Consider the following 17,583-nt stretch of genomic DNA (forward strand, 5'->3'; position numbering starts at 1 on the left):
GCGGTACCCCGACCCAGTGCGCATCCGCCGGGTTCCACACCGGGAGGCGAGTCCGGTGACCACAGACGCCCAGAAGTTGATCGCCGAGCTCGATCAGTTCATGAGCGATGGTGGCTGGGAAGCGATGACCCCGCCCGTCGCCTGCGGACAAGGCCTGACACACGCTTTCGCATTGCGTCCCCACAGCGACGGCACGATCGACGTTCTCGTAGTGCACGCCGTGGGAGCGATAGCCCGCAGGGAAAGCCCGACCGGCCAGCTCTTGTGGTCGTGCCCCGGCCGCCTCGGTGACGTCTTGCAAGCCCTGCGCAAACTTCCCGATCCCGGGCACCCTGACGCACCGAGCGACCCGATGCGCGATCGTGGGGAGGAAGGGCCATGACTCCCGCATCCCGCGACGCGAGCCGGCGGCCGAGTTCTCCCCCGCGTCCGACGCTCGCCGATCCCGAGCGCTGTCCCGGCGTGTTCCGGCCCTTCTATCACCGGATCAGCGCCGAGCGCTTCCTCGTCTACCGGCTTGACGGCCCCGCTGCGGTAGCCCTGGGCTGGGGCGGTCGCTACGTGGTGTTCGCCGCCTGCGGCGCTCCCTGCTGGCCGAATCGCAGCGGCTCCGACATCGCAGACCTGCAGCACTGCCCGACTTGCTGGAGCGCCGCCGGAACGAACGACACGGCCGCCGGGGCGCGGCCGCCGCTGCGACACGCGGACACCGGCGCCGAACCATCCGCCCGCGTAACCGGCGAACTGCGCGCACCGGCGATGATCCCCGCGGCCAGCGCGGTGGCGACCGCGCCACACCGCCCGAGCCCGCGCCCCGGAGCGCTGCCGCTCGGCCACCGCCGCGGCGTCACCCGCCAGTTTTCCCTCTCACCACACCGGACGGGCACCTTCACCATGACCATCCCCGCGCCTGATGCACGCTGCATCACCACCCCACGTACCGCCCCCGACCAGCAACTCGTTGCCGCCGCGCGCAGCGGCAGCAACGACGCATTCGCCGAACTGTTCTCCCGCCACCACCAGGCCATGCTCAGATACGCCCGCTCCCGCTTCCCGCACGTCGCCGAGGACGCCGTGGCAGCCGCGTTCCTGGCCACCTACCTCGCCATTCGCTCCGGGCGCGGCCCCACGGACGACTTCCGGGCCTACGTCACCGCCGTCGTCCGGAACACCGCGAGCAGCTTCGCCGCCGACGCCCAGCGCGCCGTGCCCGTCGAGAACGCCGGCGACCTCATCACCGACGTCTCCTCGCCCCTCGATGAGCTGGTCCTCGTCCGGCTCGACCACGTCCGGCTCGCCATCGCCTACCGGCACCTGCCGCAGCGCTGGCGCACCGTACTGAAGCTGACCGCCCTCGATCGCTTACCGCGCGAGGAAGTCGCGGCCCTGCTCGACCTCGAACCCAACACCCTCTCCGTGCTCGCCCGCCGGGCTCGAAACGGCCTGCGCGCCCAGTACGAGGCCATCGCGGAGAACGTTCCCGACGTTGCTCGGCACCTGCGCACCTGCGGCGACTGCGAACACGCGGCCGCCTGAACAACGCCCCCGACCACACGATGCAGCCCGCATCACCAGGAGCTTCGATGGACGACCCCCAGTTCTCCCACCTCGCCCCCTCCACCCCGTTGCTCCAACGGGTCTCCGGTGTGGCGCTTGCCGAGCGCTGGCCCACCGACGACGACCTCAGTGCCGCCGAGCGCAGGGCGGCGATCGAAGACGCCGCGCCCGACATCGGCTTCATGAAGCGCGTCTACGGCTTGCTCAGGGCATTACCGACCGAGCCGGAGCCGGACGAGCCGCACCCCGGCAGGCATCGCCGGTGACCCGCTTCCCGGGCGCGGTCGCACACGGAGCAAGCTCCCGCAGCCCCGCTGCGCCCCCGGGACATGCCCGGCCTTACCGAGTTCACCGGTAAGGCCGGGCCCCAGGCCACACCACACGAAAGGACACCGACAATGGCTGTGAGCGCTCTCCTGCGCGCCGGCGTGCTTGCCCGCGCTGACACATCCGCGAGGGCCAGCGTGCAGGTCATCGAAGTAGCGACTCGCCACGGCTGGAACAACAACGACTACCGCGACAACGCCCTCATCGGCCCCGCCGTCGCGGGCTCCCCCGACCCCGACCTCGACGCCCGGCTTACGCGCAGCCGCGGCGAAGCGCTCGCCTGGCTGCGCGCACACGCCGTACCACCCGGATACGTGATGATCGACCGCGACAACCTGATCGTGCTGGACCGGCCCGCATGATCGCTCAGGCCTCGCCCGATGAATCCGGCTTCCCTGCCGCCGCGGTGAACGCCACCGCCGACACCGCGATGTACAGGTCGCTGATGCGCAAGATGATCCCCGGCATCGTCCTCACGCGCCTGCTCTCCACCGTCAACTTCGCGCTCTACGTGACCATGGTCTTCATGGCCTGCCTCGCGGTCGGCGGCCTCACCGCCGGACCTCGCGAGCTGGCCCTGGCCTGCCTCGCCCTCATCGCCGCTACCGTGCTCGTCAGCAGCTACCGAGATGCGCAAGAACTACGCGCGGCCCTCGATCAGCCCCAGGACCCGGCTTTACCCGCCGACTGGAAAGAAGCCGCCGCCGAACTCGACAGCCGCCGGGCATGGCGCGGCCGCGCTCTCACCGCTCCCCTGGCCCTGCTGCTCAGCATCCGCCTCACGCAGAGCGGGCTCGTGATCCACCACGCCGCGTTCAGCGCCTTCGCCGTGTGGCTCGCCCCCGACCTGATCAGGCTGTTCAAGGCGAGTGCCCGCATCCGGCTGCACCCGATCGCGTCGATGCTCGAACCCCCAGGGGCCGGAACCCCTCAGAGTCAGAAGCCCTGATGCCCGCCCGCAGTGATGCAGCGCGCATCACCGCGCCTGATCGACGAGAGACCAGCTACGCATGAACTACCGGCAGAACACCGTCCTTTTCGAGATTATCCTCGGTGCTCGGCTGCGCCAGCTCCGTGTGGAGAAGAAGCTGAGCGCCGAGGGCGCGGCCAAGAAAATCCGCGGGCTCAGCACGGCCACGCTCACCGAAATGGAACGGGCAAACCGCCGCCTTTCGGTGAGCCAACTGCACCAGCTCTGCCTGCTGTACGAGCACGGCACCTCCCAGCTCCTGGCGGCTGTCGAGAAAGACATGGAGCGTTGTCCCCTGGTCTGGGTGCGGGCGGAACTCCTGGCCACCATCGACGATCCCGCACTCGCACCGCTGCGCGAGTGCGGGAGGGCCTCCCGCCGACTGGTGCGGCTGGACCGCCCAGCTCTGCAGGACGTGGCGAGCCAGTGCCAGATGGGACCCGCCGACCTGCTGCAGCGAGTGCTGCGTCTCTCCGGCGACGTGGTGGCCACGCACGACATCTGGCCACAGCACCTTCCACGCTCCCCCGCCCACCCGGCCGGATCAGCAGCTTCACGCCGATGCCAGCGCCTTCCGGGTGGTGATGCAGCGTGCATCACCTGAGTAGTCCTGCTGCACAACCTCAACAACGACGCAGACTGAGAGGACGCGACGACATGCCATCCACCCCAGCGCTGGAGAGGGCCGAACTCGTGACCACCGAACCGCTTCGCTTCTATGACGACCCTCTCGCCCCGGTCAGCGCGCAGTTTCCCCTCACCCGGCCCGGCCTGGCCGAGGTCGACAGCATCGAAGGGCCGTCCGGTCCGGACACGCGCCCGTTCGGCCTGCGCCACGTCCGGCCGCTGCCGGCGCCGAAGGTGCCCGCCTACACCTACAGCCACGTGCAGCAGGTCTCCGTCGCCCCAGACGGGAGCGAGCAGCCGATGGTGGAGTTGACCCCCAACGCGGAATGGTCATCGATCACCGACAACGACGGGGACGAAGGTGCCTCCGAGGACTGGGGCAACGACTTCCACCAGGACCACCCGGTGCGAGCATGATCCTCGTATTCGCACAGGACTTCGACCGCACCGCGGATCAGGTCGGGCTCACGTTGAACGAGCGAGACGTCCCGGTGCTGCGGATCGACACGAGCTGGTTCGCATCCACACGATCACCATCCGGAACAGGGGAGTGGGGCGCTCCGAAAAGCGCGAGTTCTGCATCGCCGGTTGAGTGAGCCCAGCGAATCCCGGTCCCGGCTTCTCCGGCGGCCCCGTAATCACCAACGACGGGGCCCACCACCTCCGCACCGGCTGGCTTCTCGTCCAGCAGGTCCGATCTTGGAAACGGCGGCCGAGACGCTGGTCTGTAGCAGCCATCGCGCATCGGATCTCTCTCGAAACGACGGAGCGGCCGGTGCGCTGGCCCAGAGCCGACCCCGACCACGGGCGCCTCGGCGACAACCGCCCATCGCCACGGACGCAAGCCCCCCGCACTCGCCCCTACGTCAGTCGAAGATCGATGCCACGTCCACGCACGACCCCACCACGCTGAGCACGTCACGAAAGGCACATGGCCACACCATCCCCGAGCCCTCCGTCAGCTGAACTCGCCGCGCTACTCAAGCAACTCCGTGTGCGAGCCGATGTCGCACGCCACCAAGCTGCTGAGATTCTCGGCTGTACACCTTCGAAGATCGGCGACCTGGAGACGGCGCGCTCCAGACCGAAGCCGGCGGAGGTCGAAGCCCTGCTGAACCTTTACGACGTTCCGCTGGACAGGCGGGCTTCGATCATGGCGCTGGTGCGCCGCGGAACTGGACGCAGATCCCGTGGTGCCGCCAACGAGGTCGAGGCCTCACCACAGCTGCGCCGGACGGCCGAACTCGAAGGACAAGCCGTCGCCGCCTTCTACTACTCCGGCGAGGTGATCGCTCCGCCCCTGCAAGTGCGCTCCTATGCCGAAGCGCTGTTCAACTGCAGCGAGTCCCAGCCGGACAGAGCACGGAGACTGGCCAACTTCCAGGTGACCCGCCGAGCCCACATCGACGCCGCCGACCGGCCGGGCCTGCGGTACTTCTGTTTCCTCGGGGAAGCAGCACTGCACGCCAGTATCGGAGGACCCGCCACCATGCTCGAGCAGCTCACCTGCCTGCGGGCTCTCGCGGTCCGGCTGTCGCACCTCGAAATCCGCCTGGTGCCCTTCGGCACCAGCAGCCATCCCCTACTCGGCGGCACCACCACGCTGTACCTCTTCAAACGGCCCGCCCCGCCACGAGTCATCTCCGAAGCACCCGAACCACAATTCGCCGACCGCCGCGCCGGCTCGATCAAGCAAACGCTTGCCTCATTCGATCAGCTCGACGCGAAAGCAGTCGGCCGCACCGAAACCGTCGACCGGCTCGACGAGCGAATTTACATACTCAGAGGCACCGTCCGTTCGATCAAGAACTCGGCGAGCCTCCTCAAGAAAATAGGTTTGGGTGGTCCCGTGGACCAAAACGCCTACGAGTCCTGACTTGGTCTTCCCCGCAGTCCATCGAGGGCTAGCCGTCCGGAGCCGACTCGCCGAATTGCGCCACCGCTGGGGTGACAAGTACTTTGCGGTGTACGACCTCGCGGGCTGACGCTTACTCGCGCTCGGCTCCGTCCGGCCAGACGATGGTGACCGGCAGGCCGCGTTCGCGAGCGGCGTCGACCACGTCAGCGGTTCCGCCGTGGCCGCTAGACGGGCCGCCGTCCCAGACTGCCAGCACCACCGGCCTGCCGAGACGCCTGCAGCAGCTCGACACCCGTGTCACCGCGCCCTCGCGCTGCGCTGACGCCGCACTATCCGCCGCCGAAATCTGCACCGCCACCCCTCCGGGACCGACGCCGCCTGTTACGGAGATTCCGGCGGGCCCGCCCGCGTACCAGCTCGTCGGCGGCGCCAGCCGCTCCGCGACCGAGTTCTGCAGCACCGCGCCGGAGGTCCACACCAGCCCGCCGGACTTCCGCGACTGTATCTACCACGTCGCCCGCGCTGACAGCGCCACTTGACCCACGCCCGGGGTCACCGCTCGTCGTCCACGCGGCGCGCGGTGCCCCCGGGCCTGCCGACCTCACCTTCGGGACACCGACGCCGATGAACCACCTCGTCAGCAGCTCACCGACCGCCGGCCCGCGATGGCCAGCACCAAACTTCACCCAGTTCGAAGACCCCAATACCGCCCGCATCTACGACTGGGCCGCCGGGGGCAGCTTCAACACCGCCGCCGACCGGTGCTTCGGCGAACAATTCGCCCTCGTGTTGCCCGTCACGGTCATGGCGCGTCGCAACCTCACCTTCGTCGCCGAAACACTGCACCACGCCCTCGACCACGGCGTCCGGCAAATCCTGGACCTCGGATGCGGCATGCCCACCGGACCCGCCTGGCATTACCGAGCCGCGAGCACACCCGACGTCTGCGCGGTCTTCGTCGACTACGACCCCATCGTTACCAATGCCTGCTCCATCGCGCTCGAACGGAACCCCAACCCGGCCGCCGCCGTGGTCAACGCCGACCTGCGCGACGCCGACACAATCCTGGCCAGCCCGCAGGTGCACGCCACCCTCGACCTCGCACAACCGGTGCTCCTGCTGGCCACCGCCGTGCTCCACCACGTTCCCGACGAACACCGCCCCGGCGAGATCCTCGCCCGCTACCGCGACGTCCTCGCCCCCGGCAGCTACCTCACGCTCTCCCACCTCACCAACCCCGACGACCCCGGCGACCCCGGCGACCACCTGCGCCTGTCGGCCGCACAGAACCTCTACCGCAGCATCGGCCAGCCACTCACCGACCGCCCCGCGTTCGTGCTCCGCGACTGGCTGGCCGGACTCGACTCCGTCCCGGTCAGCCAGGAGGACCCCTACCTGCACTTCGCCGCCGCCCGCGTCCCCAACGCCAGCGTCCCGCGCCGGTGATGGGCAGCCGGGCCGCCAGCGCCGCCGCCCTTGGCACGCGGCTGCCGCCACCGGGCCTGACCGTCCGCTACGAAGCCGGGGAATCCCTGCAGAGCCCCAATTGCAAGGGAAGTGTCGAGTCGGCTACTGTAGGTGGCGAGTCAAGGCGCGTACGCTCTCCGTCGCTGTCACCGCCGACCACGCTGGCCAGGTGACGATGTCGACCCAAGGTCCCTGCGGTCCCGCGTAGCAATAGCTGAACACCTCACGTCCGTACAGATCTCGTCACGGCAGGGTGTGCGTGGTAAACCCTGCAGGAACAGGCGACGATCATGTCCACGAACGACCACTCTGCGCGACGCCAGGACGCCCGGCACCTGGCCCTGCTCGCAGACCTCTCACACCGTGAGGCAGTCAAACGTCTCGCAGATGCCAACGAGACCGAACCTGCGGACGAGACTCGGCGCATCATCGAAAGGTTCCACCAAGAAGCTCGTACGCGTGCAGCGGCCACCGGGCAGTCCGTACGGTCGGCGAAGGAGAGCTTGCTGCACGAACGCGAATTGCTCCCCGCTGACAAAGACTTCCCCATTGTGTACGACGGTGATATCGCCTGGTCTGCCCTGTACGGCGTCCACGTGCGCTGCGAACGTCATATCGAGAACCTCACCAGGGCCCTGGCCGGAGTCGTACTTCCCCCACTGCCCGGCCAACCCGGCTACCAAATGCGCATCGCCTTGACAGCACCGGCCCGCGGCCGAGCGCCCGGAGCGGTGATTGCCACGGACCTGCGCCGCTGGACCATCAATCCCAGCCCGGGTCAACTGCTGGACACGACGTCCCAGTGGACACGCTGCCTCGCGGGCCGGCCGCTGTACACCGAGCAAAGCCTGCCGGTCGGCATCCTCGCCACCACCCGGATGCTTCGTCGCCGGCGACTGATTCCGGCCCGAACCCAGCCACCGATCGCCACCCTGCGAGCCAGGTCGGGGCGGGCTACGCCGCTGTACGCCTCGGCCGATGCGGTGTCTATCCCGGCGACGACCCTGCGGCAGGCCAAGTCGATCCAGCGCTCGCGCACCTGCTCGACCTGCAGCATCACCTCGGCCGAACCTTTCCGCAGTGCGCGCGACGGCCGCCACTACTGCGACGCCCACATCGAAGCTGCCATCGACCGCGTGCGACTCGCCGAGCTGGCCCGCGCACGAGCAGTGAGCACCGTCTGGGCACGCCAGGTACGCGACGACCCGGAGTCCGTGCTGATCGCCCTGCTGGGCAAGCGCCACAAAGACCTCATCGTGCGCATCGAAGACGTCCACGGCGCTGTCCTCCTCGACCAGCGCATCGCTGCCGCGGACCTCCCCGGCGACCGGGACGAGCTGTCAGGGACAGATGCGAGTCGGCGGCTGCCGACGTGGGTAAGCGACCCGATCGTGCAGAACTTGTTGGGGCGACGGCGCTTGCTCTTGGTGGACGCCGGTGCGGACGAACGGTTCGCCAAAGTTCTCAAGGCCGCGGGTGCCACACTGTCCTTCTCCCGGTTTTCCTTGATGCCTCGGAGGGGCGATGAACTGCGGTATCGTTACCGGATCTGGCTGGGAGAACTTGAGCCGCCCCATTACATGACGCGGTGTATCTTTGGGCCAGAATGGGTGCATCCGCCCTTCAGCCGACAGCTGACGGTTCCTGCAGCTGACGCGGTTATCGCGGAGATGCGCACCATGCTCTCCACGATGGCGGCAACCCAGCTGACTGAAGACGAGACAACACAAGCAGAACGCTACCTCCTAGAAGAGTCCAAGCTAGTGGACAGCTCCTCCTCGGGGCGACAGGCGCGAGCGCTCCATGCGGCCGATCTGATGCGCATATTCGGTAGGAGTAACGGTTAGCCAGACTGCGAATACCGAACGGAGGCGCATCCCGAGAATGGGATGCGCCTCCATTCTGCAGCAGGTCTAATTGTGGAATCATCGGACTCCCGATCTACTGGAACCGAGGTAGCCAAGGTCACAGGGGACCTTCAGACCAGGCACTACGCTTCTCACGTGCTAAGAAAGACCCTGCGGCACTTGGAGAGCCTCGACTTGGTCGAGCGCGTCATCGACGAGCACGGCACGCACGTCACAGTCACCGACCGGCACAGACTCGCCGCACTGCGCCGCCGCTGGAATGACAAGTACTTCGCGGTGTACGACTCCGCGGGCTGACGCTTACTCGCGCTCGGCTCCGTCCGGCCAGATGATGGTGACCGGCAGGCCGCGTTCGCGAGCGGCGTCGACCACGTCAGCGGTTCCGCCGTGGTCGCCGGACGGTCCGCCGTCCCAGACTGCGATCATCGCGTCCACGTGGTCCAGGACGTACTCGGAAGCGGCCATATACGCTTCGCGGTTCGACTCGGCGAACGGCATGGTGTGCACGGTCGCCTTGCCGATCAGCTCGTCGAACTCGGCGGCGTTGCTTGGCTTCACCTTGCGCTCGCGGTAGTCGGCCGCAGGCAGTACCACCTCGAACGTGCCGCCGAGGTCGAGCACGACGCGGGCGAATACCTGATCGGCACCGCGGGCCAGGCAGGTCACGCCAACCAGTTCGGTGCCGGAGTGCTCGGCCAGGGCGGCGCGGAGGCCGTCGGCGATCAGCGGCACGGTGGCGGCGGTCAGGTTCGAGTGGCCGGTGATTCCGATACGGGGCAACAGGGTTCCTCTCCTACGCGGCGATCAAGTCAGCGATGTTCTCACGAGCCTCGCGCATGGCGGCGACGCTGGCGAACGGGGCGGCTTCGCGGTGGAAGTCGCGCAGCTTCACCCCGACCCGGCCGGAGGCCCAGGCGCCGGCCAGCGGCACCGCGACTGCGATCAGCTCGGCGGCCCGGTCGGGCTCTCGGCTGACCAGGTGCGCGCGGGCGAGCCCGATCAGGTCGAAAGCGCGGTTCCGGGCGCGGCTGGTGTGGCGCAACTGCAGCGCCCGGCCGATGTAGTTCTGGGCCTGGCGCGCGTGCTTGGGGTCGTAGCGGGCCAGGTCCCGGTAGCGGGCGCCGATCACCCCGGCCAGCTCGGCAGCGTCGAGGCTGCGCGCGGTGGGCGTGGTGGCGTCGCTGTCCTGGGCGCCTTCGGCGTGGTAGTCCTCGGCCAGGCCGACCGCCCGCTGGAAAGCGCGTGCGTCGCCCTGCTGGGCGTAGGCCCAGGCTTCTCGGGTCGCCAGCACAGCCGCAGCGCCTGGGCGGCCTCTAGGAAGGACGGATCGCTGAGCCAGTTCAGTGCCGTTCGAATGATCAGGTCGACCGCAGATACTCTATCTTCCAGCTCGGACTAACTTCACCGTCAGCACATAAGCCATAGCTATTAATCTTGTCCTCCATTCCCACCCTGCCGTGATGTTTGAGGTAATCTTCTAAGGCGGGCACAGCATCCTTGAGACCGCATACAACCGCCAACGTGAGATTACTCAAAGCTTCATCGTGCTGATTCATCCGAGCCAGCAATTGCCCCAGAATGGAAACAGCACTAGGCTCCTTTAATTGAATGGCACGGCGAAGAAGTCGAACCGCAAGCGAGAGTCGCTGAAGTTCATTACGCTCAGCATCAGCATCAGCGGTCAGCTCACTATACGAGAGAGGTTTCGTGATCAATTGAACAAATGATACCACCGCCCCAGCATTACTGAGACTTAACTGCTCTTCAACAAGTTCCAGAATGCCGTCGTAGTTGCCACCAGCACCTCTCCCTTGATTCATGTATACCATAGCTCTAATATAAAGGCTTTCCTCTGCCAACCCTCGCGGACAGAGTTTTCGAAGCAGCCATATGGCATCAGTCGCCCTCCGCAATTCCACCAAGCTACTTGCACCTCGACTGTAGGCTTCCAACAGGCCGTCACTCCCTGCCGATGCAAACAATGAGATCGCGGCGGTTACTTCGCCCGCGGTCATCATAATCTCAGCGACGCGCATTCGAGCATGCGCACGACTGGTCATTGTTGCGTGGACCAGTCTTTCAACCGCGTCATCAACCCGATTAGCTCTAACCAGAGCTGACGCGATGGGAAGTAGCTCATCGGGCTGCGTAGGATTACCATGCCTAAAACCAAATGCAATGGCTTCGTGGTCGTGGCCGTGCTTGCAGAGAAGCGCTGATATATCAGCGCACGAGGGCGCCGCGTCGATCCTGCATGCACGTTCGTGCCAGCCCCGAAGATCTTCAGTCCATCCCCGACGTGCCGCCATTTTTATGGCAGCCGCATAGGCCCCCTTGAAGCCTCCAGCCGCACTGGTTGCATAAGATTCGAAGGCGTTCGCATACATGCCAACTTCCGCAAAAGCATCGCCGACGGTAACATAGCAAGAATAGTCACCAAGTGCAGCGCCCTGCTTCGCGAGATTGTATGCACGGTCCAGCATCCGAGCAGCAACGTATGCCATTACACCAACTGATGCACAGTGGACGATCCCGTATTCACAGCCAGTCGAACTCCAATCAATAGCTTCCGCGAAGCGTTTCTCAGCGAGCAGCATTTCCGCGCCAACCAACAAACATTGCCGCATCTCTTTTTCTACTTGCTCTTGAAGCCAAGTCAGAGCGACTTCCAATCCTTGCCTTTCAGCGATGAGGTCGGCTGCCTCTCTGACGGCTGAAAGACGCCCCGACTTTCCTTCAGAAAGGAGCCATTCTACGGCTTCGGTCAGATTCCCGCGACTGGCCATTAAGAACGCCGCCATGCGCATTGCGGGATCATCGCCCTGTGCGGCAGCCGCCCGAAAGTCAGCAATAGCATCTACATGGCGCCCCAGCGCCATTTTTGCCTGCCCGCGCGTTGTCAACACCTCCCTGGTACACGAGACATCAGGTTCGGAGAGAATTCCAATCAGGTCATTGAAGGAATTGTTTCCTTCACATAGTCGAAAAGCTGGGACGAGCGCTTCCTGGTCACCGCTTTCAATCGCAGACCGATAGCAATTAATCGCAGAGTCGTAAACGCCCAGCTCATGCAGCAGCAAGCCGGCGTTCCTCCAACCCGACCTGTCAGGCCACCGCTCATTACTGTAGAATCTCAGCGCATCTCGATACAACATTCTTCGCTTGACTTCGACCGCCATCGCCGGAAAGAACTCGACCAGACCGTGCGACACAAGCGCATCAATAAGTTGGCGATTTGGCGGTTTCAATACCGACTCTCGAAGTTCACGCTTCTCGATGAAGTCGTGCAGCCTGAATAAGCGGACGGATTTCGGATCTACCGACTCTGCCGAGTCATCCTTTGCCCTTGCCACGACTTCGGCACTGGTTACTACAGCGGCACCTCCATGGCGAATTTCCTCGAGTTCCGCGACAGTTCGGTCGAACCAACCCACACCTAGCGACCTTCTGTCACGTTCTTGGAGGAATGCAGGCGCCGCCGCTTTGATGACTCCCTCGGGTACCCACTGGCCGTGGAGCAGGCTCCTTGCGCCAACCATCACAGCAATGAAGGCCTTCGCTGCCGGACTGGCATAGAGAACGCGGTTAAGAAGATCCGGCACAGCCACTAGGTACTGAACTACTTCATTATTATCGCAGTTTTTCGCCGCTTCTAGTATTCGAGGGTCTGATGACGCAAGCGCCCTGTTGAGTTCATCCGAAGTAAACGCTTCGTCGACCGTAAGGTCGCTTCCTTCGAATATAGCCCGGGTATGAGCACGGTTGTCCCGATGATAGGGCCTTGGGTGCGCTACCAGCTTTTGCCATTCATGAGGTCGCGCGGTCGCGAGAACAAGCACCGGCTCTAGACTTTTGTCGTTGAGGACGTCGCGCAAAGCAATTGCTACCTGCTCACGGAGGTCCGGACGCTCGTCGGGAAAGTAGCCGATCACGTCAGGGAGCCACAGGATACTGAATCTTTTTAGCTCGCTCAGCACAGCAAGCAAGCGATCAGGCGTACTTGGATGATAGGTGGGCCAGACATGCCACGATTCCAAGGAAAGATCGACTTCGTGAAGGGCCTCCCAGAAGCTGCGCTTTTTCCCGGAGGTCGCGTTACTCGTTAACGTAATGACGGTGCTGCGCCGCTCAGAGACCGCGTGCCTAAGCTGCGCTCTGAGCATCTTGTCGTGCTCGCGCTCGACGTAAGAGGTCAGTTCAGGAAGACCATCTTGACCGAGAAATCGTCCTACATCCGCAATTGACAACGACCGGGGCGAGATGTTCTCCGCCGCTGGCAAGCCACTGACCGCGCCCCTCATGCCCTCCTTGTCCAGCCCCAAGCCCCCCTGGCCACTCATTTGATCTTCGCTAGCTGTCGGGCGGCACCTGAGCGGTATGCCGACAGCGTGTCCGGCGCCGAATGCACGTGCATCCTCATATGCAATTCATACCAGAGGGTGATTTTGATCACTAAAGTGGGTGGAGAAAGTGTACTGCCTCGGGCTCGAGGGAGACACACGACCCAGCTCGCCGAGGCAACTCCCCCGTGGCAACAGGGTGCGCCTGCTGCGCGCCGACCACCAGCATGGCGACGCAGGATCACCCGGTTGTGTCGCACCGAGGCCGGGGCTGCCCTGGCCGACGAGGTCGGCTTCGAACGGCTCAGCATGGGCATGGTGGCCGAACGGCTCGGGATCAAGACGCCCTCGCTGTACAAGCACGTCGCCAGCCAGGCCGACCTCGCCCACCGGATCGCCGTCCTGGCCATGACCGAACTCGCGGACGCCATCCGCGACGCCACCCAGGGGCGTTCCGGCAAAGAGGCCCTTGTCGTCGGTGCGCAGGCGATGCGGAACTACGTGGTGGAACACCCCGGCCGCTCTGCCGCCGGCAACGCCGCCATCGTCACCGGGCCGCACGACCCACTGGTCCCGGCCGTCGGCCGCGTCTTCGACTCCTGGACGGCCATGCTGCACGGGTACCAGCTGGACCCCCCAGGAGATCCACGCGCTGAGAATGCTGCGCAGCATCCTGCACGGATTCTCGACCTTGGAAGCGATCGGCAGTTCCCAGCTCAACACCGACGTCGATGACAGCTTCACCTGGATACTCGGCTTCATCGACCAGGGCCTGAAAGCGAAATGGCCCTCGAATCCGCGCGCGAACGAGGCAAACCCCAGGTCACCCCGTGTCGCTGGGCATCCTTGAGCACAGCAGGAAAAAACGGAGACATAACGGAGCCCAGACCGGTCATCAGCAACCACAACATGATCTTAAAGTCCTGAAAGTCGCAGATAGAAGCCTTGTAACCGAAGGCCTTTTCAAGATCACCGCGATCGAACCCGCGGGCTTTTAATCCATAGGTTCCGGGTTCGAGCCCCGGGCGGCCCACAAGTTTCCGCAGGTCACGCAGCCTTCGGGTTCAGTTGGCGCGGTGGCCTCGTCGCGTCAAGTCAGGGCTTGGTGGGCGATCGCGGCCAGTCCGAGCGCGCGGGTCGGTGCCGGTGTGGTCAGAGCAGAGTGGGCTGGAACATAACGGGCGGTGCTCTCGTCAATGTCCGTGGCGGCTGTGACGTCGGCATAGGCTGTGTCAGGTGATTGACCAGTTGACCGTGGAAGCGGCGGTCGCCGATGCCCGCCGTGCCGCGATGGAGTTCGATGATGCTCAGGCGTGGCTGTGCGCCCATCAGACGCTGTTGGAGCCGCTCGCGGCGGAGGTCTGGGTCACCGACCCGACGTACAGCCACGTCCTGCTGGTGCGGCATCGCGTGCGTGGATGGGTCCCGCCTGGCGGCAAGGTCGAGCCGGGCGAGACGCCGCGGGCAGCCGCGGCCCGTGAACTCGTGGAGGAGGCCGGCATCGCGGGCGAGCTGCTGCCTGTCCCGGCCGCAGTCGCCGTCCGCTCCTTCCGTGCCGACTGGGCGCGGACGCTGAGCTTGTCCTACGGCGCCGTCGTCGGCCGTGATGTTGCGCTCGGCGGAGAGGCTGGGCAGCCGTCGAAGTGGGCCGATCTAGACAAGACGTGGGAGAGCGTGTTCCCCGAGGACCGCGAACGTATCCGCGCTTACGTGCGCCGATTGGCAGCGGGGAACGTAGTGGGGGCGCACTGAGGCCGTGGCCGGTCCACGGTCAGAGGACCTTCTCGATCACTTCTTCGGTGACCTCAATGTGGGCGGCTTGCTCGGGCACTGCGTGCTGGTCGACATGACCGGCGACCGGTGCGATCCCCGCCGGGGGCCTCGCCCGTTCGAAGGCCAGCAGACCGGCCGGTGAGGGGCGAGCACACCGACGGCCGCGTGGTCGCAGTACGTTGTCCCACTGCCGCAGCTACTGACCTGCGGTGGGGCGGTCAACGTTGTCCTCTGGGTCGCTGCGCGACCACCACGAGCCAGCTCGTCACGGTCGGCGTGTCGGGTGTGGTCAGCGCGTACGCCTTGTCGAGGATGTCCGTCCGCTGAGCGTGTGTGAACTCGCCGTCGGGGCGAGCGAAGACCGGAATCGACAGCCACGCCTTCTTCTCGGCCATCGTGCTGTGCTGGGCGACGACCTCGGTGTCAAGCACGGTCAGCCCGGCGACTGCCAGGTGCCCGGCGATCGTGTCCACCGACAGCTTGGGAGCTGCCCCGGCGGCTGGAGGCGGCGGGGCGTAGCCGTAGTCACGGGCCGCGACCTGATGGATCAAGGTGTTCAGCGACGGTCCGGTGCGCACGCTGGTCTCGTCGCGGTGGCGAACGCCGGTAAAGCCGCCGCCGACGTTGAACACGAACCGGCCGCCAGGGCGTAGGACCTGATGGACGGCGGCGAACACCTGTGGCACGTCGGTCTTCCAGATCGCGGAGTTACACACCACCGCGTCCACCGCGCCGGGAACGTGGTCGGCCAGTTCTTCGGCTGAGGCGGTGACCCAGGTCAGGCGCGGGTCGGTCAGGGTGCGTCGGCCAACGCGCTGCATGGCAGCGGCGTTGTCCAGGGAGACGACCTGGGCGTCGATCGGGACGAGTTCGAGAATTGCCTCTGCGGTCGCGCCGGCTCCGCCGCACAGGTCGACCACCCGGCGGCCGTCGGTGAGCTCAGCGCGGCGGGCAAGGTCTCGGCTGGTGGCCGCGTACATGGGGAAGTCACGGGTGAAGGCGGCGTACGCCTCTGCGGTGGTGTCTTCATCCCAGCCGAGAAGGGCGTCCAGGGGCGCCATCGTGGCTACCTCGATTCAGGGGGGCAGACCGGGCTCCCGCGGAAGGACGCGACGAGCCAGGCGGAGGCGGCTAGAAGAGAGAGTCCTGGAAGGCGACGACGGGCGAGGTGAACGGGCCGAGCGTGATACGGCGCCCCTTGAGCGTGCCGAGGTCGAGCACGTAGTCCACCCCGTCGGCCCCCTCGACGTCACCGTCCAGGACGGCCAGCACCTGGGTGCCGACACACGAGACGACGGTGAAGCCGTGCTCGCCGCCGCCCAGGTCATGTGGATACAGCACCCGTACACCGCCGGCGACGCGCATTCGGTCGCCTTCGGCCGGAGGAGCCCACTCCTCCAGCGTTGCCGGGGTGTCCATGGCGGCGAGCGCGTCAGCGGCCCGGGCGACGTGGTGGTCGTGGGTCTCGCTCGCGGCGGACAGGTCGGTCAGGTTGGCCAGTGCCTTGAGCTTGGTGGAGGCCCGGACGGTCTGGGGTACCTGCAGGCCGCGGGCGAGGGCGTCTTCGAGGTGCCGTACGGCCCGGCCGTCGGGGCTCTTGGTCAGGTAGGTGGCGATCAGAGCGCCCTGTTCGTCGAGGCGGGATTGCTTGCGTGGTTCGGCTGCGGTGCCGACCTTGGTGATGCCGTCGGCGAAGGTGGCGAGGTAGAGCCAGTGCGGTTGGTCCATGTACTGGCGCAGGGCCGCGGGGACGTTGCCGTCCTGGTGGAACTGGTGGGCGAAGCGGAACTCGTCCTGGCGCAGGCACCGGGCGCACTGGTCGCTCTGCTCGGCCGGCGCGCGGTCGGGGCACGCCAGGGCCTCGACGCGCACCGTGTCGGCGAACCGGTACTGGCCGGTGCACCACCGGCCCCTACCAACCGCAAAGCCGAGTCGCTGGTTCATGATCTCGGCGTACACCAGCGGCCCGCCGGGCAGCGGGGCCAGCAGCAGCCGGGGGTCTCCCCTCGCCCAGGTGATGCCGTGGCACACGTACTCGCCGTCGGTTGGTCGGGTCGCTGGCATGGTGCGTTCCTCGTGGTGGCTGCGGGCGGGGTCAGATGGCGAGCTGGAGGCGGTCGGCGAGCGCGTCGGCGGCGGTCTTGAAGACCGCGTCGCGGTCCATGTCGGTCACGTCCATCGACAGCCATCCACCGCGCTGCTCGTGTTCGTGCAGCTTCGCGAGAACGATGTCCTGGTAGCGGATGAAGTCCTCGTCCGCGCCGCCGGAGTGGCCGGTTTCCAGGGAGCTGAATTCGCCTTTGCGGGTGAGCGCGTCGCGGGCGCTGATGCGCAGGAAGAACACCAGGTCGGGTTCGGTGAGGTGGGCGAAGACCTGCTCGGCCAGGCTGGTGGGGACGTCGGGGTTCACGGCGTAGCGAGCGAGGATCTTGTGGTGGGCGTTGTCGAGGACCACGTGGGTTCCGGCGGCGAGGGCGGGCTGGATGACGAGTTCGTCCTGGAGGGTGTACCAGGCGGCCAGCGCCAGGAGCCAGTAGTGGTCGCCGCACGCCTGGGCGACGCGTGCGTCACGGCGATAGACCAGGGCGTTGAGCCGATCGACGTAGGCGGACAACTCCGGGTCGTTCGGGACTTCGGTGCTGTGCTTGCCGATCAGGATCGCTTCGTGGCCGGCCTCGTTGAGTGCTTGGTGCAGGCGGGCGGCGAGGGTGGACTTGCCCGCGCCGTCGATGCCGACGACGGTGATCTCTCGTCCGCGCGTGGTGTTGAAGGGTTTCGCGTTCGTCATGTGGTTCT

The 17,583-nt window shown here is 66.1% G+C and carries 22 protein-coding genes and 1 pseudogene; 16 read left to right on the forward strand and 7 right to left on the reverse strand.

Going from position 1 to position 17,583, the window contains the following annotated elements; genetic code table 11:
- Positions 1–55: 55 nt before the first annotated feature.
- From L3Q67_RS02315 to L3Q67_RS02355, 9 genes and pseudogenes are all read left to right on the forward strand, one after another.
- The gene (locus L3Q67_RS02315; RefSeq protein ID WP_499187946.1) at positions 56–382 is read left to right on the forward strand and encodes a hypothetical protein; all 327 of its coding nucleotides are present in this window, start codon (positions 56–58) and stop codon (positions 380–382) included.
- Positions 379–1,536, forward strand: a complete 1,158-nt coding sequence (locus L3Q67_RS02320) for an RNA polymerase sigma factor (protein ID WP_499187947.1) — start codon at positions 379–381, stop codon at positions 1,534–1,536. The genes L3Q67_RS02315 and L3Q67_RS02320 overlap by 4 nt, the downstream gene beginning before the upstream one ends.
- A gap of 47 nt (positions 1,537–1,583) precedes the next feature.
- A complete protein-coding gene (locus tag L3Q67_RS02325; protein WP_499187948.1) occupies positions 1,584–1,823 on the forward strand; it encodes a hypothetical protein in 240 nt (79 codons plus the stop codon).
- Positions 1,824–1,955: 132 nt separating this feature from the next.
- Positions 1,956–2,246: a hypothetical protein gene (locus tag L3Q67_RS02330; protein ID WP_499187949.1), complete on the forward strand. Its 291-nt coding sequence runs from the start codon at positions 1,956–1,958 to the stop codon at positions 2,244–2,246.
- Positions 2,243–2,833, forward strand: a complete 591-nt coding sequence (locus L3Q67_RS02335) for a hypothetical protein (protein ID WP_499187950.1) — start codon at positions 2,243–2,245, stop codon at positions 2,831–2,833. Before L3Q67_RS02330 ends, L3Q67_RS02335 begins: the two co-directional genes overlap by 4 nt.
- Before the next feature lie 61 nt (positions 2,834–2,894).
- Positions 2,895–3,458, forward strand: coding sequence for a helix-turn-helix domain-containing protein (locus L3Q67_RS02340; protein WP_499187951.1), 564 nt, complete (start codon positions 2,895–2,897; stop codon positions 3,456–3,458).
- 53 nt (positions 3,459–3,511) lie between these two features.
- Entirely contained in the window at positions 3,512–3,898 is a 387-nt protein-coding gene (gene tgmA, locus L3Q67_RS02345) for a putative ATP-grasp-modified RiPP (RefSeq protein WP_499187952.1), read from the forward strand.
- 514 nt (positions 3,899–4,412) lie between these two features.
- Positions 4,413–4,568, forward strand: a pseudogene (locus L3Q67_RS02350) (helix-turn-helix domain-containing protein); the annotation flags it as partial.
- A 198-nt stretch (positions 4,569–4,766) separates the two neighbouring features.
- Positions 4,767–5,357 carry a DUF5753 domain-containing protein gene (locus tag L3Q67_RS02355; RefSeq protein WP_499191414.1) on the forward strand — a complete coding sequence of 197 codons (591 nt, stop codon included), beginning with the start codon at positions 4,767–4,769 and terminating at the stop codon, positions 5,355–5,357.
- Between the two features lie 112 nt (positions 5,358–5,469).
- Here the strand turns inward: L3Q67_RS02355 and L3Q67_RS02360 are convergent, their stop codons facing one another.
- Positions 5,470–5,799: a hypothetical protein gene (locus L3Q67_RS02360; protein ID WP_499191810.1), complete on the reverse strand. Its 330-nt coding sequence runs from the start codon at positions 5,797–5,799 to the stop codon at positions 5,470–5,472.
- 164 nt (positions 5,800–5,963) lie between these two features.
- On the opposite strand from L3Q67_RS02360, the gene L3Q67_RS02365 reads away from it, so the two are divergent.
- The 3 genes from L3Q67_RS02365 (at position 5,964) to L3Q67_RS02375 (ending at position 8,971) form a co-directional block, all read left to right on the forward strand.
- Positions 5,964–6,785, forward strand: coding sequence for a class I SAM-dependent methyltransferase (locus L3Q67_RS02365; protein ID WP_499187953.1), 822 nt, complete (start codon positions 5,964–5,966; stop codon positions 6,783–6,785).
- 311 nt (positions 6,786–7,096) lie between these two features.
- The gene (locus tag L3Q67_RS02370; RefSeq protein WP_499187954.1) at positions 7,097–8,653 is read left to right on the forward strand and encodes a hypothetical protein; all 1,557 of its coding nucleotides are present in this window, start codon (positions 7,097–7,099) and stop codon (positions 8,651–8,653) included.
- Between the two features lie 156 nt (positions 8,654–8,809).
- Entirely contained in the window at positions 8,810–8,971 is a 162-nt protein-coding gene (locus L3Q67_RS02375; RefSeq protein ID WP_499187955.1) for a hypothetical protein, read from the forward strand.
- A 3-nt stretch (positions 8,972–8,974) separates the two neighbouring features.
- On the opposite strand, the gene L3Q67_RS02380 is transcribed toward L3Q67_RS02375, so the two are convergent.
- The 3 genes from L3Q67_RS02380 to L3Q67_RS02390 form a co-directional block, all read right to left on the reverse strand.
- Entirely contained in the window at positions 8,975–9,457 is a 483-nt protein-coding gene (locus L3Q67_RS02380) for a hypothetical protein (protein ID WP_499191415.1), read from the reverse strand.
- 10 nt (positions 9,458–9,467) lie between these two features.
- Entirely contained in the window at positions 9,468–9,965 is a 498-nt protein-coding gene (locus L3Q67_RS02385) for an NsdA family TPR-like regulatory protein (RefSeq protein ID WP_499187956.1), read from the reverse strand.
- Positions 9,966–10,032: 67 nt separating this feature from the next.
- On the reverse strand, positions 10,033–12,954 hold the full coding sequence (locus tag L3Q67_RS02390) for a tetratricopeptide repeat protein (protein WP_499187957.1): 2,922 nt from the start codon (positions 12,952–12,954) through the stop codon (positions 10,033–10,035).
- Between the two features lie 309 nt (positions 12,955–13,263).
- Here L3Q67_RS02390 and L3Q67_RS02395 point away from each other — a divergent pair, with 309 nt between their 5' ends.
- The 4 genes from L3Q67_RS02395 (at position 13,264) to L3Q67_RS02410 (ending at position 14,929) form a co-directional block, all read left to right on the forward strand.
- On the forward strand, positions 13,264–13,749 hold the full coding sequence (locus L3Q67_RS02395) for a TetR/AcrR family transcriptional regulator (RefSeq protein ID WP_499187958.1): 486 nt from the start codon (positions 13,264–13,266) through the stop codon (positions 13,747–13,749).
- Positions 13,673–13,864: a TetR-like C-terminal domain-containing protein gene (locus L3Q67_RS02400; RefSeq protein WP_499187959.1), complete on the forward strand. Its 192-nt coding sequence runs from the start codon at positions 13,673–13,675 to the stop codon at positions 13,862–13,864. Before L3Q67_RS02395 ends, L3Q67_RS02400 begins: the two co-directional genes overlap by 77 nt.
- A gap of 386 nt (positions 13,865–14,250) precedes the next feature.
- Positions 14,251–14,766 (forward strand): NUDIX hydrolase, encoded by a 516-nt coding sequence (locus L3Q67_RS02405; protein ID WP_499187960.1) that lies wholly within the window; start codon positions 14,251–14,253, stop codon positions 14,764–14,766.
- A 4-nt stretch (positions 14,767–14,770) separates the two neighbouring features.
- Complete coding sequence (locus L3Q67_RS02410; protein WP_499187961.1) at positions 14,771–14,929, forward strand: hypothetical protein; 159 nt, start codon at positions 14,771–14,773, stop codon at positions 14,927–14,929.
- Between the two features lie 76 nt (positions 14,930–15,005).
- On the opposite strand, the gene L3Q67_RS02415 is transcribed toward L3Q67_RS02410, so the two are convergent.
- From L3Q67_RS02415 to L3Q67_RS02425, 3 genes are all read right to left on the reverse strand, one after another.
- Positions 15,006–15,848: a class I SAM-dependent methyltransferase gene (locus L3Q67_RS02415; protein ID WP_499187962.1), complete on the reverse strand. Its 843-nt coding sequence runs from the start codon at positions 15,846–15,848 to the stop codon at positions 15,006–15,008.
- A 70-nt stretch (positions 15,849–15,918) separates the two neighbouring features.
- Entirely contained in the window at positions 15,919–16,851 is a 933-nt protein-coding gene (locus L3Q67_RS02420) for a DUF2797 domain-containing protein (RefSeq protein WP_499187963.1), read from the reverse strand.
- 31 nt (positions 16,852–16,882) lie between these two features.
- Positions 16,883–17,575, reverse strand: a complete 693-nt coding sequence (locus L3Q67_RS02425) for a dTMP kinase (protein ID WP_499187964.1) — start codon at positions 17,573–17,575, stop codon at positions 16,883–16,885.
- Between the last annotated feature and the right edge of the window lie 8 nt (positions 17,576–17,583).

Origin of the sequence: Saccharothrix sp. AJ9571, from assembly GCF_021725495.1 — a bacterium.
GTDB lineage: Bacteria > Actinomycetota > Actinomycetes > Mycobacteriales > Pseudonocardiaceae > Amycolatopsis > Amycolatopsis magusensis.